This is a genomic window from Bradyrhizobium sp. SZCCHNR1043 (assembly GCF_032489675.1).
Lineage (GTDB): Bacteria > Pseudomonadota > Alphaproteobacteria > Rhizobiales > Xanthobacteraceae > Bradyrhizobium.
Genome location: NZ_JAUEYN010000002.1, coordinates 77,409 through 92,639 on the forward strand (window position 1 = coordinate 77,409; position 15,231 = coordinate 92,639).

Here is a 15,231-nt window from a genome sequence, read left to right on the forward strand (position 1 = left end):
GTTCAGAGCGCGTATTTCAGCTCGATGCCGATGTAATCGCTATCGTGGCCGCCGGCGCGGCGCAGCGCATCACCGATCTTGTAGTGCACGGCTTCCAGCGCGCCGGTGAGATTGGCGCTGAAGCGATAGTCGGCGCGCAGCTGCGCGTAGACGCCGGACCATGCGCTGCCCCGCCCGGCCGTGCCGACCACTGCGACATTGGGCTGGACGTAGATCGCGTCCGCCGTCGTCGCGCGCCATTGCAGGCCGATGGCCGCCATGAACGACAGATCGGTCGCGGGTTTCACCGTCAGCGACGGCTTGAGGTGGACCAGGTTGGTGTAGCCGGTGAAGCCCGCGAGCGTGAAGTAATAGCCGTTCGGGAACAGCGGATTGAAGGTCTCGATCCTGCTGTCGCCGGGATGGCGGTCGCCGGAGGCGCCGTCGAGCTGAAGGCCGATGCGCGGCTGCCAAGCCAAATCGGCGAAGGTGTAGCCGGCGCGCGCCCCGGCGCCCCAGGCGCGGATCTGCTTCGTCCCGACCGAGCCCGCCTGCCCCATCGCCTCGAGATCCCAGTCGAAGCCCGCCAGCTTGCCGGCGAAGCGGATGTCGAGCACGTGGCGCTGCTCGGCACCCGCTGCGTCGAGGAAGCGCGCATTGTCACGCTGATAGTAGGAATAATACGACGACAGCTCGTTGGTGCCGAGCACCTGGCGCTCGATTCGGAAGGTGTGGAACAGGAACGATCCGTTCGACGTATCGTCGAACGGGCGCGCCAGATTGTATTGCACCGGCTGGCTGACGAACCCGATGAAGCGCCATGGGCCGCTTTCCCAGTCGGCCCACAGCGCGTCGAAGGACTGGCGCACGTTCGGCCCGTCGCGCGACGAGACGAAGCGCTGCAGGTCGAAGTCGAAATCCTGGCGCCCGACCCGGGCCTTGAAGGTGCCCTTCTCCGTCGTATTGACATAGGCGAGGAAGGCGAGCCGGAGGTCGAGCGGGTCCTGGTCGACGGACGTGATCTTGGCCTTGCCGAAGGCACGGTCGTCCTCCAGCTGGACGAACAACTGCCAGTGCTCGTTGAGATGTGCGTCGGCATGGATCTGCAGCCGTTGCAGGACATGCTGATCGGGTTTCGTTCCACCGATGCCGAAGCTCGCGGCATCCAGGCTCTCGAACCGCTCGCGCAGGTTCATGCCGAACGAGACGTAGCTCTGCGGATGATCCTGCTGCAGCGGGATGTACTTGATCGGATCTGATGGCGCCGTGCGCAGCGCGGGATCGGCGAGCACCGACCAGTCCTCCTGCCAGCGGTTGGTACGGATCGCCGGACGTGAGGCGTTGTCCTCGGCGAGAGCTGACGTGGCCGCACATAGCGCGCCGAGCAGCGCGCTCGCGACCACCGTCTTTCTCAGGACCCGCGCCATCCGTCACCTCTCGGGAATCGCAGCAATACCCTACTTCGACGGCGCATGAATCTCCGCGACATAGCCGCCGGGAAACTGCACCACCGCCTGTTCGCGCTTATCCGAGGTGAAGGGTTCGACCAGCACGGTCGCGCCTGTTGCTTTCGCCTTGTCGAGGGTCGCCTTGAGATCGGCGACCTCGTAGCCGGTCATCTCGCGCCCGAACGGATATGGCAGATGGCCGTCGGTCACGAGCACGGTCATCCGCCCGAACACCGACTCGATGCGGAGGCGCCGATAGTGATCGTTGGGACGACCGATCTCGACCCCAGGCGCCTTGGGGTCGTCGGAGACGACCTTGCCCTTGGAGAAGCGCAGGAAGGCGCGCGTGAAGGCCTCGACGCGATCGGGCGAAACATAGACGCGGTTGTCGGGAACGGTCTGGAATGCCGCGTAGGACGGCTTCGTCGTGTGCCAGTACAATTGCATGTTGACGCCGCCCGGCCACTGGATCACCGCATCGCGGCCGATCGGATCGGGAAACGGCGCAACCACCACGCCGGCGCCGGCGGTCATGGCCGCCTTGATCGCCGCGTCCAGATCGGTGACGAGATAACCGGTGCGCTCGGCGCCGAATGGGTACGGGATTGGTGTCTTGAAGCCGAACAGCGAGACGGTCCCGACCGGCGTCTGCAGCAGCTGCGAGGTCGTGCTGCTCGGAGCAGGCGTCACCGTCGCAACCACCTGCTTGGTGCTCAGGCCGCCGAAGGTGGCGAGGAAGGAGGTAGCGAACTTCTCGACGTCGTCGGGCGCGACATAGACATGCGTGGTGTCGTATTGCGCGCCCACGCCGATCAGCGGCGCCGCGTCCTTGGCGAGAGCGGGCGCGGCGAGCAGCGTGGTGGCAATGACGGCACCGAGCAGATGACGGGAACGGACCATGACGACCTCGAATGAGCAGATGTGGATCAAGCGCGGCGCGCGCGACAGGAGATGATCGAGACGAGCACGAGGCCGGCGATCAGGCCGAGATGCTCGAAGAAGGCGTTCAGCGCCATGAAGCGGTCATGGCCGGCCATGTGCCAGAAATCATTGGCGGTGAGCATCGCAACGAGCGTGAGCACACCGAGCGCGCCGGAGCCGAGCCAGACGAACCTGTTCGCGATGACGAGCACCGAGCCGATCAGCTCGACGGCGATCGCGGCCGACGCCCACAGCGCCGCCGGCTGCAGGCCGAAATGCGCCTGCTCAGCGATGGCGCTTGGGAAGTCCATGAACTTCTGGACGCCGCCGATTAGATAGGCTGAAACCAGCGCGACCCGCGCCGCGGGCCACAGCCAGCGCCAGTCGAGCACCGCGGCGATCGGCCGCGGCGTGTCGGACATCTCCGCCATCTCAGACCGCCCAGCAGGCGCAGCCGAGCGCGCCCCAGAAGCTCTTGAGATCGGAGACCGGCAGGCTGGAGGACCATGCCCGCGCGTGGTCGTGGCCATGCATGCCGCACGCGCTGGCGCAGCCGCACATCTGCATCGCCTGGGCGCGGACGGTGCCGTCGTCGCTCTTTTCCAGCCAGGCGCCGTAGCCGCCGAAGCGGCGCACCGGCGACCATTCGGGCATCGCCGGCGGCGGAGCGGCGTCATCCAGCGGCTTGAACGCGGCTGCTGCGTAGACGATGCGGCCACCGACCATGGTGAGGTCGCTGGTGATGTCGGCGATCTCGGCCTCCGCACAGGAGAAGAAGTCGCGATCCGGCACGATCAAATCGGCGAACTGCCCGACCGCAATGCGGCCCTTCCTGCCTTCTTCGTTGGAGAACCAGGTGACGTTCTCGGTCCACATCCGAAGCGCCGTCTCGCGATCGAGGCAGTTGCGCTGCGGATACAGTCGCAGGCCGCCGACGGTGCGGCCGGTCACCAGCCAGGACAGCGAGACCCACGGATTGTAGGAGGCGACGCGCGTCGCATCGGTGCCGGCGGAGACCTTGACGCCCTTGTCGAGCATCGTCTTCACCGGTGGCGTCGCCTCCGCCGCGCCAAAGCCGTAGCGCTCGACGAAATACTCGCCCTGATAGGCCATGCGGTGCTGCACGGCGATGCCACCGCCGAGCGCGGCGATACGGTCGATCGACTGGTCCGAGATGGTCTCGGCATGATCGAAGAACCAGTGCAGCCCGTCGAGCGGGGTATCCTGATTCACCTTCTCGAACACGTCGAGCGCGCGCGAGATGGTCTCGTCATAGGTCGCGTGCAGCCGCCACGGCCACCTGTTCTGGACCAGGATGCGCACGACCTCCTCGAGCTCGCCTTCCATCTCGGCCGGCATGTCCGGCCGCGGTACGCGAAAATCCTCGAAATCCGCGGCAGAGAACACCAGCATCTCGCCGGCGCCGTTGTGGCGGAAATAGTCGTTGCCCTGCTTGTAGGACGAGCTCTGCGTCCAACGCAGGAAGTCGTCCTTCTCGCCCTTCGGCTTCTGCGTGAACAGATTGTAGGCGAGCCGGATCGTAAGCTGGCCGTCATCGGCGAGCTTCTGGATCACGGCATAGTCGTCCGGATAGTTCTGGAAGCCGCCGCCGGCATCGATGGCGCCGGTGACGCCGAGCCGATTCAGCTCGCGCATGAAATGGCGCGTGGAGTTGAGCTGATAGTCGAACGGCAGCTTGGGGCCCTTTGCGAGCGTCGCATAGAGGATCGCGGCGTTCGGCTTCGCGAGCAGCAAGCCGGTCGGATTGCCCTGGACATCGCGCGCGATCTCGCCGCCGGGCGGCTCTGGCGTGTCCTTGTCGTAGCCGACGGCGCGTAGCGCGGCGCCGTTGAGAATGGCGCGATCATACAGATGCAGCAGGAACACCGGCGTGTCCGGCGCGACCGCGTTGAGCTCATCGATGGTCGGCAGCCGCTTCTCGGCGAACTGGTGCTCGGTGAAGCCACCGACCACGCGCACCCATTGCGGCGGCGGCGTGATCGCGACCTGCGCCTTCAGCATCGCCATTGCGTCAGCGAGCGACCGCACGCCGTCCCAGCGCAGCTCCATGTTGAAGTTGAGACCGCCGCGGATGATGTGCAGGTGATTGTCGATCAGGCCCGGCAGCGCGCGCCGGCCCTTCAGGTCGATGATCTTCGTCGCCGAGCCAGCGAGCTTCATGACGTCCTGCTCACGGCCGACCGCGGTGAACACGCCGTCCTTGATCGCGACAGCACTCGCCTGCGGGTTGGAGCGATCCAGCGTCGTGAACAGGCCGCGATGCAGGATGAGGTCGGGATGATCGGTCATGAGGTCTTCTCGTCTCGCGCCGGAGCGATGGTTGTGTCTGCCCGGCCGTGATGGCCGGGCAGCATGCCGAACATGTGCGTGGCGCAGGCCGCCTTCTGCCATGCGGCAGCAAGCGTGGTGCCGTTCAGGAGCTGCTTGCCCACGGGGATCACCTGCTCTCCGACGAGAATTCCGAGCAGGCCGACCAGCGCCACCAGCGGCGGTGCCGGCGAGCGGACCTGAAGCAGGCTGTAGATCACGCCGACCAACAGACCTGCCCCGAGCGAGAACAGATAGATCTTCATCGCTCGTCCCAGGGCTACTTTGCGCCGCCTTCCGAGGCGTGCTCGCCGAGCGCCCACTTCGAGAAGCGGATCTGGATGCCATAGGGCGAATGCGCCTTGAGGATCTCCATCATGCCGTCATAGGTCTCGGCACGCGCCCAGTCCTGCTGCAGCTCGAAGGCGAACTGGCACGAGGTGATCGGCACCGCGCCGGCCTGCACCGCGCGATCCATCGCCCGGTTGTGCGCTTCGAGAGACAGGTCGCCGCAGGCATCGGCCGGGATGTAGATCTCGTAGCCTTCGCGCAGCATGTCGAGCGTCGGGAACAGCACACAGGCCTCGGTCCAGAGTCCCGCGATGATGAACTTCTTGCGGCCGGTGGCGGCGACCTGCTTGCGGAAGCCGGCATCGAGCCAGGAGTTCATCGCCGTGCGGTCGACGATGTCGTGCTCCGGAAACAGCTCGGTCACCTCCGGCATGAAGGGACCGGAGAACGAGTCCTTGGCGACCGTGGTGAGCACGGTCGGGATCTTGAACAGCTTGGCCGCCTTGGCGACGATCTGGATGTTGTTGAAGACGCCGAGGCGATCGTGCGACTGCACGCCTTGATACATCGCGGGCTGATAGTCGATCAGCGCGACCGCGCAGTTCTGCGGGGTCAGCATTTCGAGCTTCGACATGAGAATCTCCGTGACAGATTTGTGATGCGGAAGGACGCGCGAGGGCGTCAGCCCTTGATGAAGGCCAAGAGGTCAGCATTGATGGTCGCGGCCTCGGTGGTCGGCATGCCGTGCGGAAAGCCCTTGTAGGTCTTGAGAGTGCCGTTCTTCAGGAGCTTGGCCGACAGCGGCGCGGAATCCGCGTAAGGCACGATCTGGTCGTCCTCGCTGTGCATGACCAGCACGGGCAGCGTGATCTTCTTGAGATCCTCGGTGAAGTCGGTCTGCGAGAATGCGACGACGCCGTCGTAATGCGCCTTGGCGCTGCCCATCATGCCCTGGCGCCACCAGTTCTGGATCACGGCCTCGGACGGCTTGGCGCCGGGCTTGTTGTAGCCGTAGAACGGCCCAGCGGCGACGTCGCGATAGAATTCCGCGCGGCGCGTGGCGACCTGGGTCTGAAAGTCGTCGAACACCGACTTCGGCAGCCCGCCCGGATTGGCCGCGGTCTGCACCATCAGCGGCGGCACCGCGGCGATGATGGCAGCCTTGGCCGCGCGGCTCTCGCCATGGCGCGCGAGGTAATGCACCACCTCACCACCGCCCGTGGAATGGCCGACATGGATCGCGCTCTTGAGATCGAGATGCGCGGTCAATGCCGCGAGATCGTCGGCATAATGGTCCATGTCGTGGCCGTCGGCGACCTGGGCCGAGCGGCCATGGCCGCGGCGGTCATGGGCGACGACGCGAAAGCCGTGATTGAGGAAAAACAGCATCTGCGCATCCCAATCATCCGCTGACAGCGGCCAACCATGGCTGAACACGATCGGCTGGCCGGAGCCCCAATCCTTGTAGTAAATCTCTGTGCCGCCATTGGTTTTCAGAACGGGCATGATTTTCTCCTGCGCGCCAGCCATGCGGTCGCACAACGAATTTCGTGTCGCGATCGCCAATGCCCGGTGCTATGCAATCTCATGTGCATCTGCACAATGACCCGAGGAGGCCAAAGCACTGGCTCCAGAAGGCCAAGGGATGGCTCAGCAGATTCGAACCACATCGTCGTCCTGGATGCGCGGCGTCGCGACGACACTGAACGAGCAAGGTCTGGATGCGGCCGCGCTGTTCGCCGACGTCGGCCTCTCGATCGACGATCTCGACGATTGCGATCGCCGCTGGCCGACCGAGGCACTGAGCCGGTTGTGGGTGCTGGCGGCGGAGCGTTCGGGCAATCCGGACATCGGGCTGGCAAAGCTCGATGCGCCGCGGCCTGACAACTATGGCGTCGCCGGCTACGCCATGATGTCGAGCCCCACGCTTCTCGCCGGGCTGACGCGCCTGATCCGCTACATGTGCCTGGTAAGTGACGCGGTGACCATCACGCTCGAGCAGGGCAATGGCGGCCGCTGGGTGCGGACCGACGTGTTCGGTGGTGAATGCCCGATTCCGCGGCAGCGCTACGACTACGGCGTCGTCAATCTGCTCAATCTATGCCGGTGGATGCTGGATCGTCGCTTGACGCCGCTCGCCACCCGCTTCTCGCACGCTGTGCCGCTGTCGATTGCGTCCTACAACAGGGCGTTCCAGTCCCCGCTCGAATTCGATGCGCCCTTCAACGGCTTTCTGGTGTCGGATCAGGATCTCGCCTGCAAGCTGACGACCTCGGCGCCCGAGCTTTCGGCAATCCACGATCGGATCGCCGACGAGGCGCTGGAGCGCCTGGTCAAGACCGACACCGCGCATCGCGCCCGCACCGCGATTGCCAAGCTGCTGCCCGACGGCAGCCCGTTGCGCTCGGCCATTGCCGCCGAGCTCGGCTTGAGCGATCGCACCTTCCAGCGCCGGCTCGCCGATGAAGGCCTCTCCTTCAGTGATCTCGTCGATGATGTCAGGCGCGAGCTCGCCCAGCGCCATCTCGCCGATTTCCGCATGACGCTCACCGACATCGGCTATCTGCTCGGCTATGCCGACCAGAGCACCTTCTTCCGCGCATCCAATCGCTGGTTCGGCGAATCACCAGGCGAATATCGCGCCCGCGTGATGGGGGGACATCAGCAGGAGATCGCCGCCGCGCGGCTGATGCGCACGGCTCGAACCAGCATCGGGTGATCTCAATCAGTAGAACCGGTACAGATGATGCACCGGGCCGTGGCCATGCCCGACGGTGAAGCGATCGGCCGCCGCGATGGCACCGGAGATGAAGGCCTTGGCATTGCGCACGGCCGCCTCGAGGCTCTCGCCCTTCGCCAGCCCTGCGGCCACGGCCGACGACAGCGAACACCCCGTGCCGTGGGTATTCTTCGTCGCAACGCGCGGTGACGCCAATGCGATGCAGCCATCCGCGGTGATCAGATAGTCGGTGCTGTCCGTGCCCTGCCCGTGGCCGCCCTTGATCAGCACGGCCGGACAGCCGAGCGCGAGCAGCCGGCGGCCTTGCGCCGCGATCGCCTCGTCCGAGGTCGCGACCGGCTCGTCCAGCAGCGCGGCCGCCTCGGGCAGGTTCGGCGTGATCAGCGACGTCCGCGGGATCAGCCCGCGGCGCAGCGCGTCGATCGCATCCTCCGGCAACAGCCGGGCGCCCGACGTCGCCACCATCACCGGATCGAGCACCACATGTGACGGCGTCCAGCGCGCAAGGCTTGCGGCAATGGCGGCGGCAATCGGCGCCTGCGCCACCATGCCGATCTTGACCGCGCCGACGGCGAGGTCGTCGAACACCGCATCGATCTGCGCGGTGACGAAATCGGGCGGCACCAGATGCACCCCGGTCACGCCCTTGGTGTTCTGGGCGGTCAGCGCCGTCAGCACCGACGCGCCATAGACGGCCAGCGCCGCAAAGGTCTTCAGGTCGGCCTGGATGCCGGCTCCCCCGGAGGAATCCGAACCGGCGATGGTGAGTGCGACGGGGGTGCTCATGCCCCTTCCTAGCGCGGGCCGGCCGCGCCCGGCAAGCAGGCCCGGTCACCGGAGAAAGCGTATCGACTTCGCCAGAAAACGCTATATTGAGGCGAAAGATGCCTTCCGGAGACAGCCCGCAATGGTTCCCTTCTTCGTCCAGATCAAGTGCAAGCTTGGCCAGTCCTACACGGTCGCCAATGCGCTGGCGGAAGCCGAGATCGCCTCCGAGATCTACTCGACGGCGGGAAATTATGACCTGCTGGTGAAGTTCTACGTCGACAATGCTACCGACATCGGCCACTTCGTGAATGAGAAGGTCCAGGTGCTGCCGGGCATTCAGGACACCCACACCATCATCACGTTCAAGGCCTTCGGCGCCACCTAGCGACGAGCTCGTCCAAGCCCGGGACGGCCTGCCCGTCGGCCACCTGCCTCACGACAAAGGCGCCCGTCGTGACCGACGGGCGCCGAGGTCCTGAAAATGGGTCAAGCATGGTTTCGTCATGAAAGACGGTGGGCGGCCGGAGGGCCGTGTCCGCCAGTGCGTGTCAGCAGGCTGAAAAGCCGGACCTTTCGATCGCGAGGGGTGATGGGGGGACCGTCGAACGGCCCGGCTTTCCTTTCGGGCAACTTGGCGATAGGCGTCTATAACCGGTGCGCGGAGCATCGGGTCAAGGCGGGCGACCGATCCGATACGGTCGATCAAGAAGTTGAGACGAAAACTCAAGAATGACTGCGGCGCCGTGTGAAGAGTGAGATCAAAGCCGTTTCGTCCCTGCTGCCGAGCTATGGCTTTTCCGCCGAGCAGATGGACACCGAGACCAACATTGCCGCGTGGCGTGAGGCCACGTCGACGTTCTTCGAGGTCGACGAGCTCGCGGCCGGCGAGGCCGCTCCGTTCCGGGCGGACGTCCTGTCCTACGCGCTTGGCTCCGTCCTGCTCGGATCGGCCCGTGCGAGCGGCCAGCGGTTCCGGCGATCGGCCGAGACCGTCGCCCGCAGCGGCGTGGATCACATCATCCTGCAGCTCTACGTGAACGGCAGCTATGAGGGCGTCGCGGGCGCCTCGCCGATCCGGGTCGAGGCCGGCGACCTCTGCGTGCTCGATCTCGCCCAGACACTCGAAACGCGCGCGACGCCGTTCGAGAACGTCACGTTGGTGGTGCCGCGTCCGATGTTCGAAGCGCGCCTGCTGCAGGTCGACGACCTGCACGGCCTGGTGCTGCCGCGCAGCGGCGCGCTGGCGCCGCTGTTGGCGCGGCACTTCGGCGCACTGCTCGACTATGCGCCGCGCATGAGTTTCGACGAGTGCCAGGCTGCGGTCGAGGGCACGATCGCACTGATCTCGGCGTGCCTGCGCGGCGAGCTCGAACGCCGCGATGCCGACCGCAGCGTGACCGCAGACGTGTCGCTGCTCCGCATCCGCAAATACATCGAATCGCAACTGTCGAGCCCAGAGCTCAGCGCCGACGCGGTGGCGCTGCATTTCGGAATGTCTCGCGCTTCGCTCTACCGCCTGTTCGCGCCGATCGGCGGCATCGCGGACTACATCCGCCGCCGCCGACTGCACCGTGCGTTCTTCGATCTCGCGGGAACCGGATCGCGGGCGTGGCGCATCAGCGAGGTCGCGCGGCGCTGGCAGCTCGGGACCGATGCGCATTTCACGCGGCTGTTCAAGTCCGCCTATGGCATCACGCCGAGCGCCGCGCGCGAGGCCGCCATGCTGGGCTCGCCACGCCTGCCGGTCGACGCGGACACCGAAACCGCCTCGCCGCTCAGCCGTTGGATGCGAGGGATAGCAGCGCCCCGGACCGGGGAATGAGCGCGACGACGGCCGCCGAGTGCGGATCGTCGTCCTCGGTTGCGTCGTGCTCAGATGCGTCTTCGGCCGGCTGCGGCTCGTCGGCATCGGACGCAGCGCGCGCGATCTCCAAATGCTGCTCGAGCTGCTCGACCGGCATCGGCCGACCCAGCAGATAACCTTGCGCGAAGTTGACGCCGAGCGAGCGCAGTTGCACCAGCTGCTCTTCGGTCTCGACGCCTTCGGCGGTGATCTGGATGCCAAGCCCCCGCGCCAGCGTCACGACCGAGGAGATGACGGCGGCACTTTCGTTGCGCACGCTCAGATTGGCGACGAAGGACTTGTCGATCTTGATCTTGTTGAACGGGAACGCCGTTAGCGAGCGCAGCGACGAATAGCCGGTGCCGAAATCGTCGAGTGCCAGCGAGATGCCGAGACCCTTCAGCCTGTCGATGAAGCTCTCGTTCTCGGCCGCGCGCTCCAGCAGCACCGACTCCGTGATCTCGATCTCGAGACGCTTCGGATCGAGGCCGGACCTCGCGAGCGCCGACTGGATGACGTCGAACAGCTCCGCCTGCTTGAACTGGACGGGCGACAGATTGACGGCGATCTTGACGTCGTCGGGCCATGCGGTGGCGTCGTCGCAGGCGCGACCGATGATCCATTCGCCGAGCGGCACGATCAGGCCGGTCGACTCCGCAAGCGGGATGAACTTGTCCGGCGGCACCAGCCCCTTGACCGGATGACGCCAGCGCACCAGCGCCTCGACGCCGCGCCGCTCGCGCGTCTCGGCGTCGTAGAACGGCTGATAGTGCACCTCGAACTGGCACTGCGCGATGGCGTCGCGCAGATCGCCCTCGAGCGTGTTGCGCGCCTCGAGCTCGGCCGACATCGCATCGTCATAGAGCGTGTAGCAGCTGCGGCCGGCGGATTTCGAGCGGTAGAGCGCGAGGTCGGCCTTCTTGAGCAGGTGCTCCTGGTCGCGGCCGTGCTGGGGCGCGAGCGAGATGCCGATGCTGGTGCCGATCTCGACCCGTTGCCCGGCGAGCTGGAACGGCTCGGCGATCAGCTTGGTGATGCGCTGAGCAAGCTCGATCGCGGCGGCGCGCTGGTCGGCGGATCCGGCCTGGATCAGGGCGAACTCGTCGCCGCCGAGCCGGGCCAGCACGTCCTCGTCGCGCAGTTGCGATCTCAGCCGCTGCGCGACCTGCACCAGCAGCTCGTCGCCGGCGCCATGACCGAGTGAATCGTTGACGTTCTTGAAGCGGTCGAGGTCGAGCAGGAAAACGGTGAAGCGGCCGCTCTTCTCGTCGTTGATGCGCTCCATCTCCTCGAGGAAGAAGGCGCGGTTCGCGAGGCCCGTCAGCGCGTCGGTCTGCGCCAGCTCGAGCACGCGGCGATTGGCAAGCGCGAGCTGCAGGGCGTTGCGGCTCGACAGCGCGAGATACACGGCGAGGAAGATCGTCGTCGCCATGCCGGCCGCATACAGCGCCAGCGCGCGGTTGTGGCTCGCCATCAGGCTGCCGCCGGCGGGCGCCGCCTGGAACACCCAGTCGGCATCGCCGATGCGCAAGGTCGTCGACCAGATGCTGGGGTCCGCGGGCCAGCGCTGCGGGTCCACCCCGGAGGCGTTGATCACGCGTTCGGGCGGTAGAAGGTTGATCGCAAGCGCCGGACTGTTGGGATTGTTCGCGCGCACCGACTGCAGCAACGTCGGCAGGTCGAACACGCCGATGATGAATCCGCTGAGATTGCGCCGGCGGTCGGCGACCGTCGTGCGCGACGTTCCCTTGGCGTAGACGGGGATGCCGATCATCACGGCGTTGTTGCGCTCGTTCTGATTGATCAGGTTCTGACGCGTGCGCAGCGCGCCGATCACGTCGTAGTCGCGCGACTGCTCCAGCACGGCGCGATGGTCGGGAATGCTCCAATAATCGAGGCCGTAGACCGGCGACGTCTTCGCCTCGGTGGAGAAGTAGACCGGATAATATTCGTCGCTCTCCGGCGCCACCGTGCCGTCGGGATACGACTTGATGCGAAAGGCGGGAACGCCATCGGTGATCGCCGCCGCCTCGTATTCGCCGCGCTCCTTGCGCTTGATCCGCGGCAGCCACGCCAGGCGGAGCATGCCGCGATGCGCCTCGAACAGGCGCGCGCTGAAGGTCTGGTACTCGCTGCGGGTGATGTCGTCGTTGGCGGATTCGAAGCGGGTGCGCAGCGCGGTCAGCCGGCTGACATATTCGTTGACGCCGTTCTGGACCAGGATCGCCTGGGCTTCGGCCACGCCTTCGAAATCGGTGCGCGCCAGCCGGTTTTCCCAGCGTCCCACGGCAACCGTCCCGACGACCGACAGCACGACGCCGACGCATGCCGCGATGATCGCAGGGCGATAAAGGCGGTATCGCGATAACGACGCGAGCAGCCTCTCCCGCCCGCTACCGCTGCGAGCATCATCCTTTTCCGGCAGCGTCGGTGCGCTGTACTCTTCAACCTGCAATATGGCCCCCGCCAAACGGCTGCCCCTCACCACGATGCGGCCGATGCTGGCCGCGGTAAGTTAAGGACGGTCAAAGATGATCCGTTGTGGAGTACCAGAAACCGGGGCTTGGTTAACGGCTGACTGTTGAGGGCCGCCCAAAACGCGATCAAGCGCGGGCTACGTCCTTAGCGAGGTCTTCATTCAACGCGCCTAGACTGAGTTGTCATCCAGCGTACCCGAGCATCGAAGATCGCAATGAACTGGTTTTCAAGCCTTCGGATCTCCATCGTTCTCATCCTGATCGCCGGCGTGCTCCCGCCCGGGCCTGCGCGCGCCGACGAGCTCGGCGTCACCAACGACTCCATCATGTTCGGCCAGGTGGCGGCGCTGGAAGGCCCGTCGGCCGCGCTGGGCCAGGCGGCGCGCCAGGGACTGCTGGCGGCCTTCAACGAGCTCAACGCCAAGGGCGGCGTCTACGGACGCAGGCTCAAGCTGGCGAGCCGCAACGACGGCTACGATCCCGATCGTTCGGTGGTCGAGACCATCAAGCTGATCTACGAGGATAAGGTGTTCGCGCTGATCGGCGCCGTCGGCACGCCGACCGCGATGGCCACCGCTCCGATCGCGGCGTCGAACGACGTCCCCTTCATCGGGCCGATCTCGGGCGCCGAATTCCTGCGGGCGCCCGAATTCCAGAACATCGTGAACATCCGCGCGAGCTACGCGGCCGAGGCGGAAGCCTCGATCAAGTACCTCACCGAAGAGCTTCACCTGACCCGGATCGCGATCTTCTATCAGGATGACGCGTTCGGCCGCGACGTGCTGGCCGGCGTGAAGACACATCTCGATCGCCGCGGCCTCGAGCTCGCGGCCGAAGGCACGTTCGAGCGCAACACGCGCGCGGTCGGCGCGGCGCTCAAGGTCATCCGGCGCGCGGAGCCGGAAGCGGTGATCCTGGTCGGCACCTACGGCCCGTGCGCCGAGTTCATCAAGATGGCGCATCGCAGCGGCTTCAACCCGACCTTCACGGCGGTCTCCTTCGTCGGCGGCAACGCGCTCGCCAAGGAGCTCGGCCCGGAAGGCCGCGGCGTCATCGTCTCCGAGGTGGTGCCGTTTCCGTGGGACACCGACCTCCGCATCGTCGCCGACTATCAGGCCGCGATGAAGACGCTCGATCCGAGCCAGACGCCGGACTTCATCGGGCTCGAGGGCTACATCACCGGCCGCCTGGTGGCCCGCGCCCTGGCGATGACCGGGCCTAACCCGACCCGCGCCGAGCTGCTGCGCATCATCAACGAGGTCGGCCAGTTCGACATCGGCGGGCTGGTGGTCAGCTTCGGCAACGCGCGCAAGGAGAATCCACCGCCGGTGTCGCTGACGGTGATCCAGAGCGACGGCAGCTTCAAGCCGATCTGATCCGCGTTGCGCGCCGGCCGAACTGATCAGCCCGCGGGCTTCTTCGGCTTCGGCGGGCCTTCGACCGGCGGCAGCGATTTCAGATAGACCGCCATCGCCTTGCGATCCTCGGGCGTGAGCTGCGAGGTGTTGCGGATCACCCGCGCCATCGAGCCGCCGGCGCTGTCGCCGTCCGGCAGCTGTCCGGTCTCGAGGAAATAGCTGATGTCGCTCTCGCTCCAGTCCGACAGGCCCTTCTGGGTGATGTTCGGCACGAAGCCCTGACCTTCCGGATCGGGCCCACCCGCCAGACGCTGCGCCGAGACGATGCCGCCGAGCGCATTGCGCGGACTGTGGCATTCGGCGCAATGGCCGAACGTATTGACCAGATAGGCGCCGCGATTCCACTCCGCCGGGCGCGAGGCGTTGGCGGCAAAGGGCTTGTCGCCGAAGAACAAGAGCTTCCAGACCCCGACGGTGCGGCGGATGTTGAACGGGAATGGCATGTCGTGCGCGCGCGAGGCCCCGGCGACCGGCGGCAGCGTCTTCATGTAGGCGAAGAGATCGCGGACGTCGTCGATCTTCGCGGCCGCGTAGGAGGGATAGGGAAACGCCGGGTAGTAGTGGCTGCCGCCCGGCGACACGCCCCTCACCACCGCATTGACGAACTCGGCCTCGCTCCAGCGCCCAATGCCGTCAGTGGGATCGGGCGAGATGTTGGGCGCGTAGAACGTGCCGAACGGCGAGGTCAGCGGCAGCCCGCCGCCGAGCTTCAGTCGATCCGGCTGGTTCGGGACGGCATGGCATGACGCGCAGCCGCCAATGTTGAACATCTCCTGGCCATTGGCGAGATCAGGCGCCCGTGTCGCCGCCGCGAGCACCACGGTCGACGGGCCCGTCAGCCACCAGAATACCGCAAGGCCCGCGGCACCGAGCACACAGACAGCAAGCAGAAGGCGTCGCAACATGGTCGCTCCGTCACGGCGGGGAGGATGTCGTGGTTTTCGCCGCAAGCTCAAAGGCGTCGGCGGCGATCGATACGACAGGACGCTCGGGCGCACAAACAAAACAGGCGCACAAA

General features: G+C 66.1%; 14 protein-coding genes. 4 read left to right on the forward strand and 10 right to left on the reverse strand.

Annotated elements, in window-relative coordinates:
- Nucleotides 1-2 precede the first annotated feature (2 nt).
- From QX039_RS03000 to QX039_RS03030, 7 genes are read right to left on the reverse strand one after another with little or no spacing between them, the layout of a single operon-like run.
- Complete coding sequence (locus QX039_RS03000; RefSeq protein ID WP_315773344.1) at nucleotides 3-1,406, reverse strand: alginate export family protein; 1,404 nt, start codon at nucleotides 1,404-1,406, stop codon at nucleotides 3-5.
- Between the two features lie 30 nt (nucleotides 1,407-1,436).
- Nucleotides 1,437-2,327, reverse strand: a complete 891-nt coding sequence (locus tag QX039_RS03005) for a glyoxalase (protein ID WP_315773345.1) — start codon at nucleotides 2,325-2,327, stop codon at nucleotides 1,437-1,439.
- A 26-nt stretch (nucleotides 2,328-2,353) separates the two neighbouring features.
- Nucleotides 2,354-2,779: a DoxX family protein gene (locus QX039_RS03010; RefSeq protein ID WP_315773347.1), complete on the reverse strand. Its 426-nt coding sequence runs from the start codon at nucleotides 2,777-2,779 to the stop codon at nucleotides 2,354-2,356.
- Nucleotide 2,780: 1 nt separating this feature from the next.
- A complete protein-coding gene (locus QX039_RS03015) occupies nucleotides 2,781-4,658 on the reverse strand; it encodes an amidohydrolase (protein WP_315773349.1) in 1,878 nt (625 codons plus the stop codon).
- Nucleotides 4,655-4,942 carry a XapX domain-containing protein gene (locus QX039_RS03020; protein ID WP_315773351.1) on the reverse strand — a complete coding sequence of 96 codons (288 nt, stop codon included), beginning with the start codon at nucleotides 4,940-4,942 and terminating at the stop codon, nucleotides 4,655-4,657. Before QX039_RS03020 ends, QX039_RS03015 begins: the two co-directional genes overlap by 4 nt.
- 14 nt (nucleotides 4,943-4,956) lie before the next feature.
- The gene (locus QX039_RS03025; protein WP_315712755.1) at nucleotides 4,957-5,601 is read right to left on the reverse strand and encodes a hydrolase; all 645 of its coding nucleotides are present in this window, start codon (nucleotides 5,599-5,601) and stop codon (nucleotides 4,957-4,959) included.
- A 47-nt stretch (nucleotides 5,602-5,648) separates the two neighbouring features.
- On the reverse strand, nucleotides 5,649-6,473 hold the full coding sequence (locus QX039_RS03030) for an alpha/beta hydrolase (protein ID WP_315773353.1): 825 nt from the start codon (nucleotides 6,471-6,473) through the stop codon (nucleotides 5,649-5,651).
- A 139-nt stretch (nucleotides 6,474-6,612) separates the two neighbouring features.
- Between QX039_RS03030 and QX039_RS03035 the strand changes: the two genes are divergently transcribed.
- Nucleotides 6,613-7,686, forward strand: a complete 1,074-nt coding sequence (locus tag QX039_RS03035) for an AraC family transcriptional regulator (RefSeq protein WP_315773354.1) — start codon at nucleotides 6,613-6,615, stop codon at nucleotides 7,684-7,686.
- Between the two features lie 6 nt (nucleotides 7,687-7,692).
- Here the strand turns inward: QX039_RS03035 and thiD are convergent, their stop codons facing one another.
- Nucleotides 7,693-8,493 carry a bifunctional hydroxymethylpyrimidine kinase/phosphomethylpyrimidine kinase gene (thiD, locus tag QX039_RS03040; RefSeq protein WP_315773356.1) on the reverse strand — a complete coding sequence of 267 codons (801 nt, stop codon included), beginning with the start codon at nucleotides 8,491-8,493 and terminating at the stop codon, nucleotides 7,693-7,695.
- Nucleotides 8,494-8,614: 121 nt separating this feature from the next.
- On the opposite strand from thiD, the gene QX039_RS03045 reads away from it, so the two are divergent.
- Together QX039_RS03045 and QX039_RS03050 are read left to right on the forward strand one after the other, a co-directional pair.
- Nucleotides 8,615-8,860 carry an Lrp/AsnC ligand binding domain-containing protein gene (locus QX039_RS03045; RefSeq protein WP_172112765.1) on the forward strand — a complete coding sequence of 82 codons (246 nt, stop codon included), beginning with the start codon at nucleotides 8,615-8,617 and terminating at the stop codon, nucleotides 8,858-8,860.
- Nucleotides 8,861-9,232: 372 nt separating this feature from the next.
- Entirely contained in the window at nucleotides 9,233-10,297 is a 1,065-nt protein-coding gene (locus QX039_RS03050) for a helix-turn-helix domain-containing protein (RefSeq protein ID WP_315773395.1), read from the forward strand.
- Here QX039_RS03050 and QX039_RS03055 read toward each other — a convergent pair.
- Nucleotides 10,251-12,773, reverse strand: coding sequence for an EAL domain-containing protein (locus tag QX039_RS03055; protein WP_315773358.1), 2,523 nt, complete (start codon nucleotides 12,771-12,773; stop codon nucleotides 10,251-10,253). The genes QX039_RS03050 and QX039_RS03055 overlap by 47 nt on opposite strands.
- A 237-nt stretch (nucleotides 12,774-13,010) precedes the next feature.
- On the opposite strand from QX039_RS03055, the gene QX039_RS03060 reads away from it, so the two are divergent.
- Nucleotides 13,011-14,171: an ABC transporter substrate-binding protein gene (locus QX039_RS03060; RefSeq protein WP_315738874.1), complete on the forward strand. Its 1,161-nt coding sequence runs from the start codon at nucleotides 13,011-13,013 to the stop codon at nucleotides 14,169-14,171.
- A 26-nt stretch (nucleotides 14,172-14,197) separates the two neighbouring features.
- Here the strand turns inward: QX039_RS03060 and QX039_RS03065 are convergent, their stop codons facing one another.
- Nucleotides 14,198-15,118: a cytochrome c gene (locus tag QX039_RS03065; protein ID WP_315773360.1), complete on the reverse strand. Its 921-nt coding sequence runs from the start codon at nucleotides 15,116-15,118 to the stop codon at nucleotides 14,198-14,200.
- Between the last annotated feature and the right edge of the window lie 113 nt (nucleotides 15,119-15,231).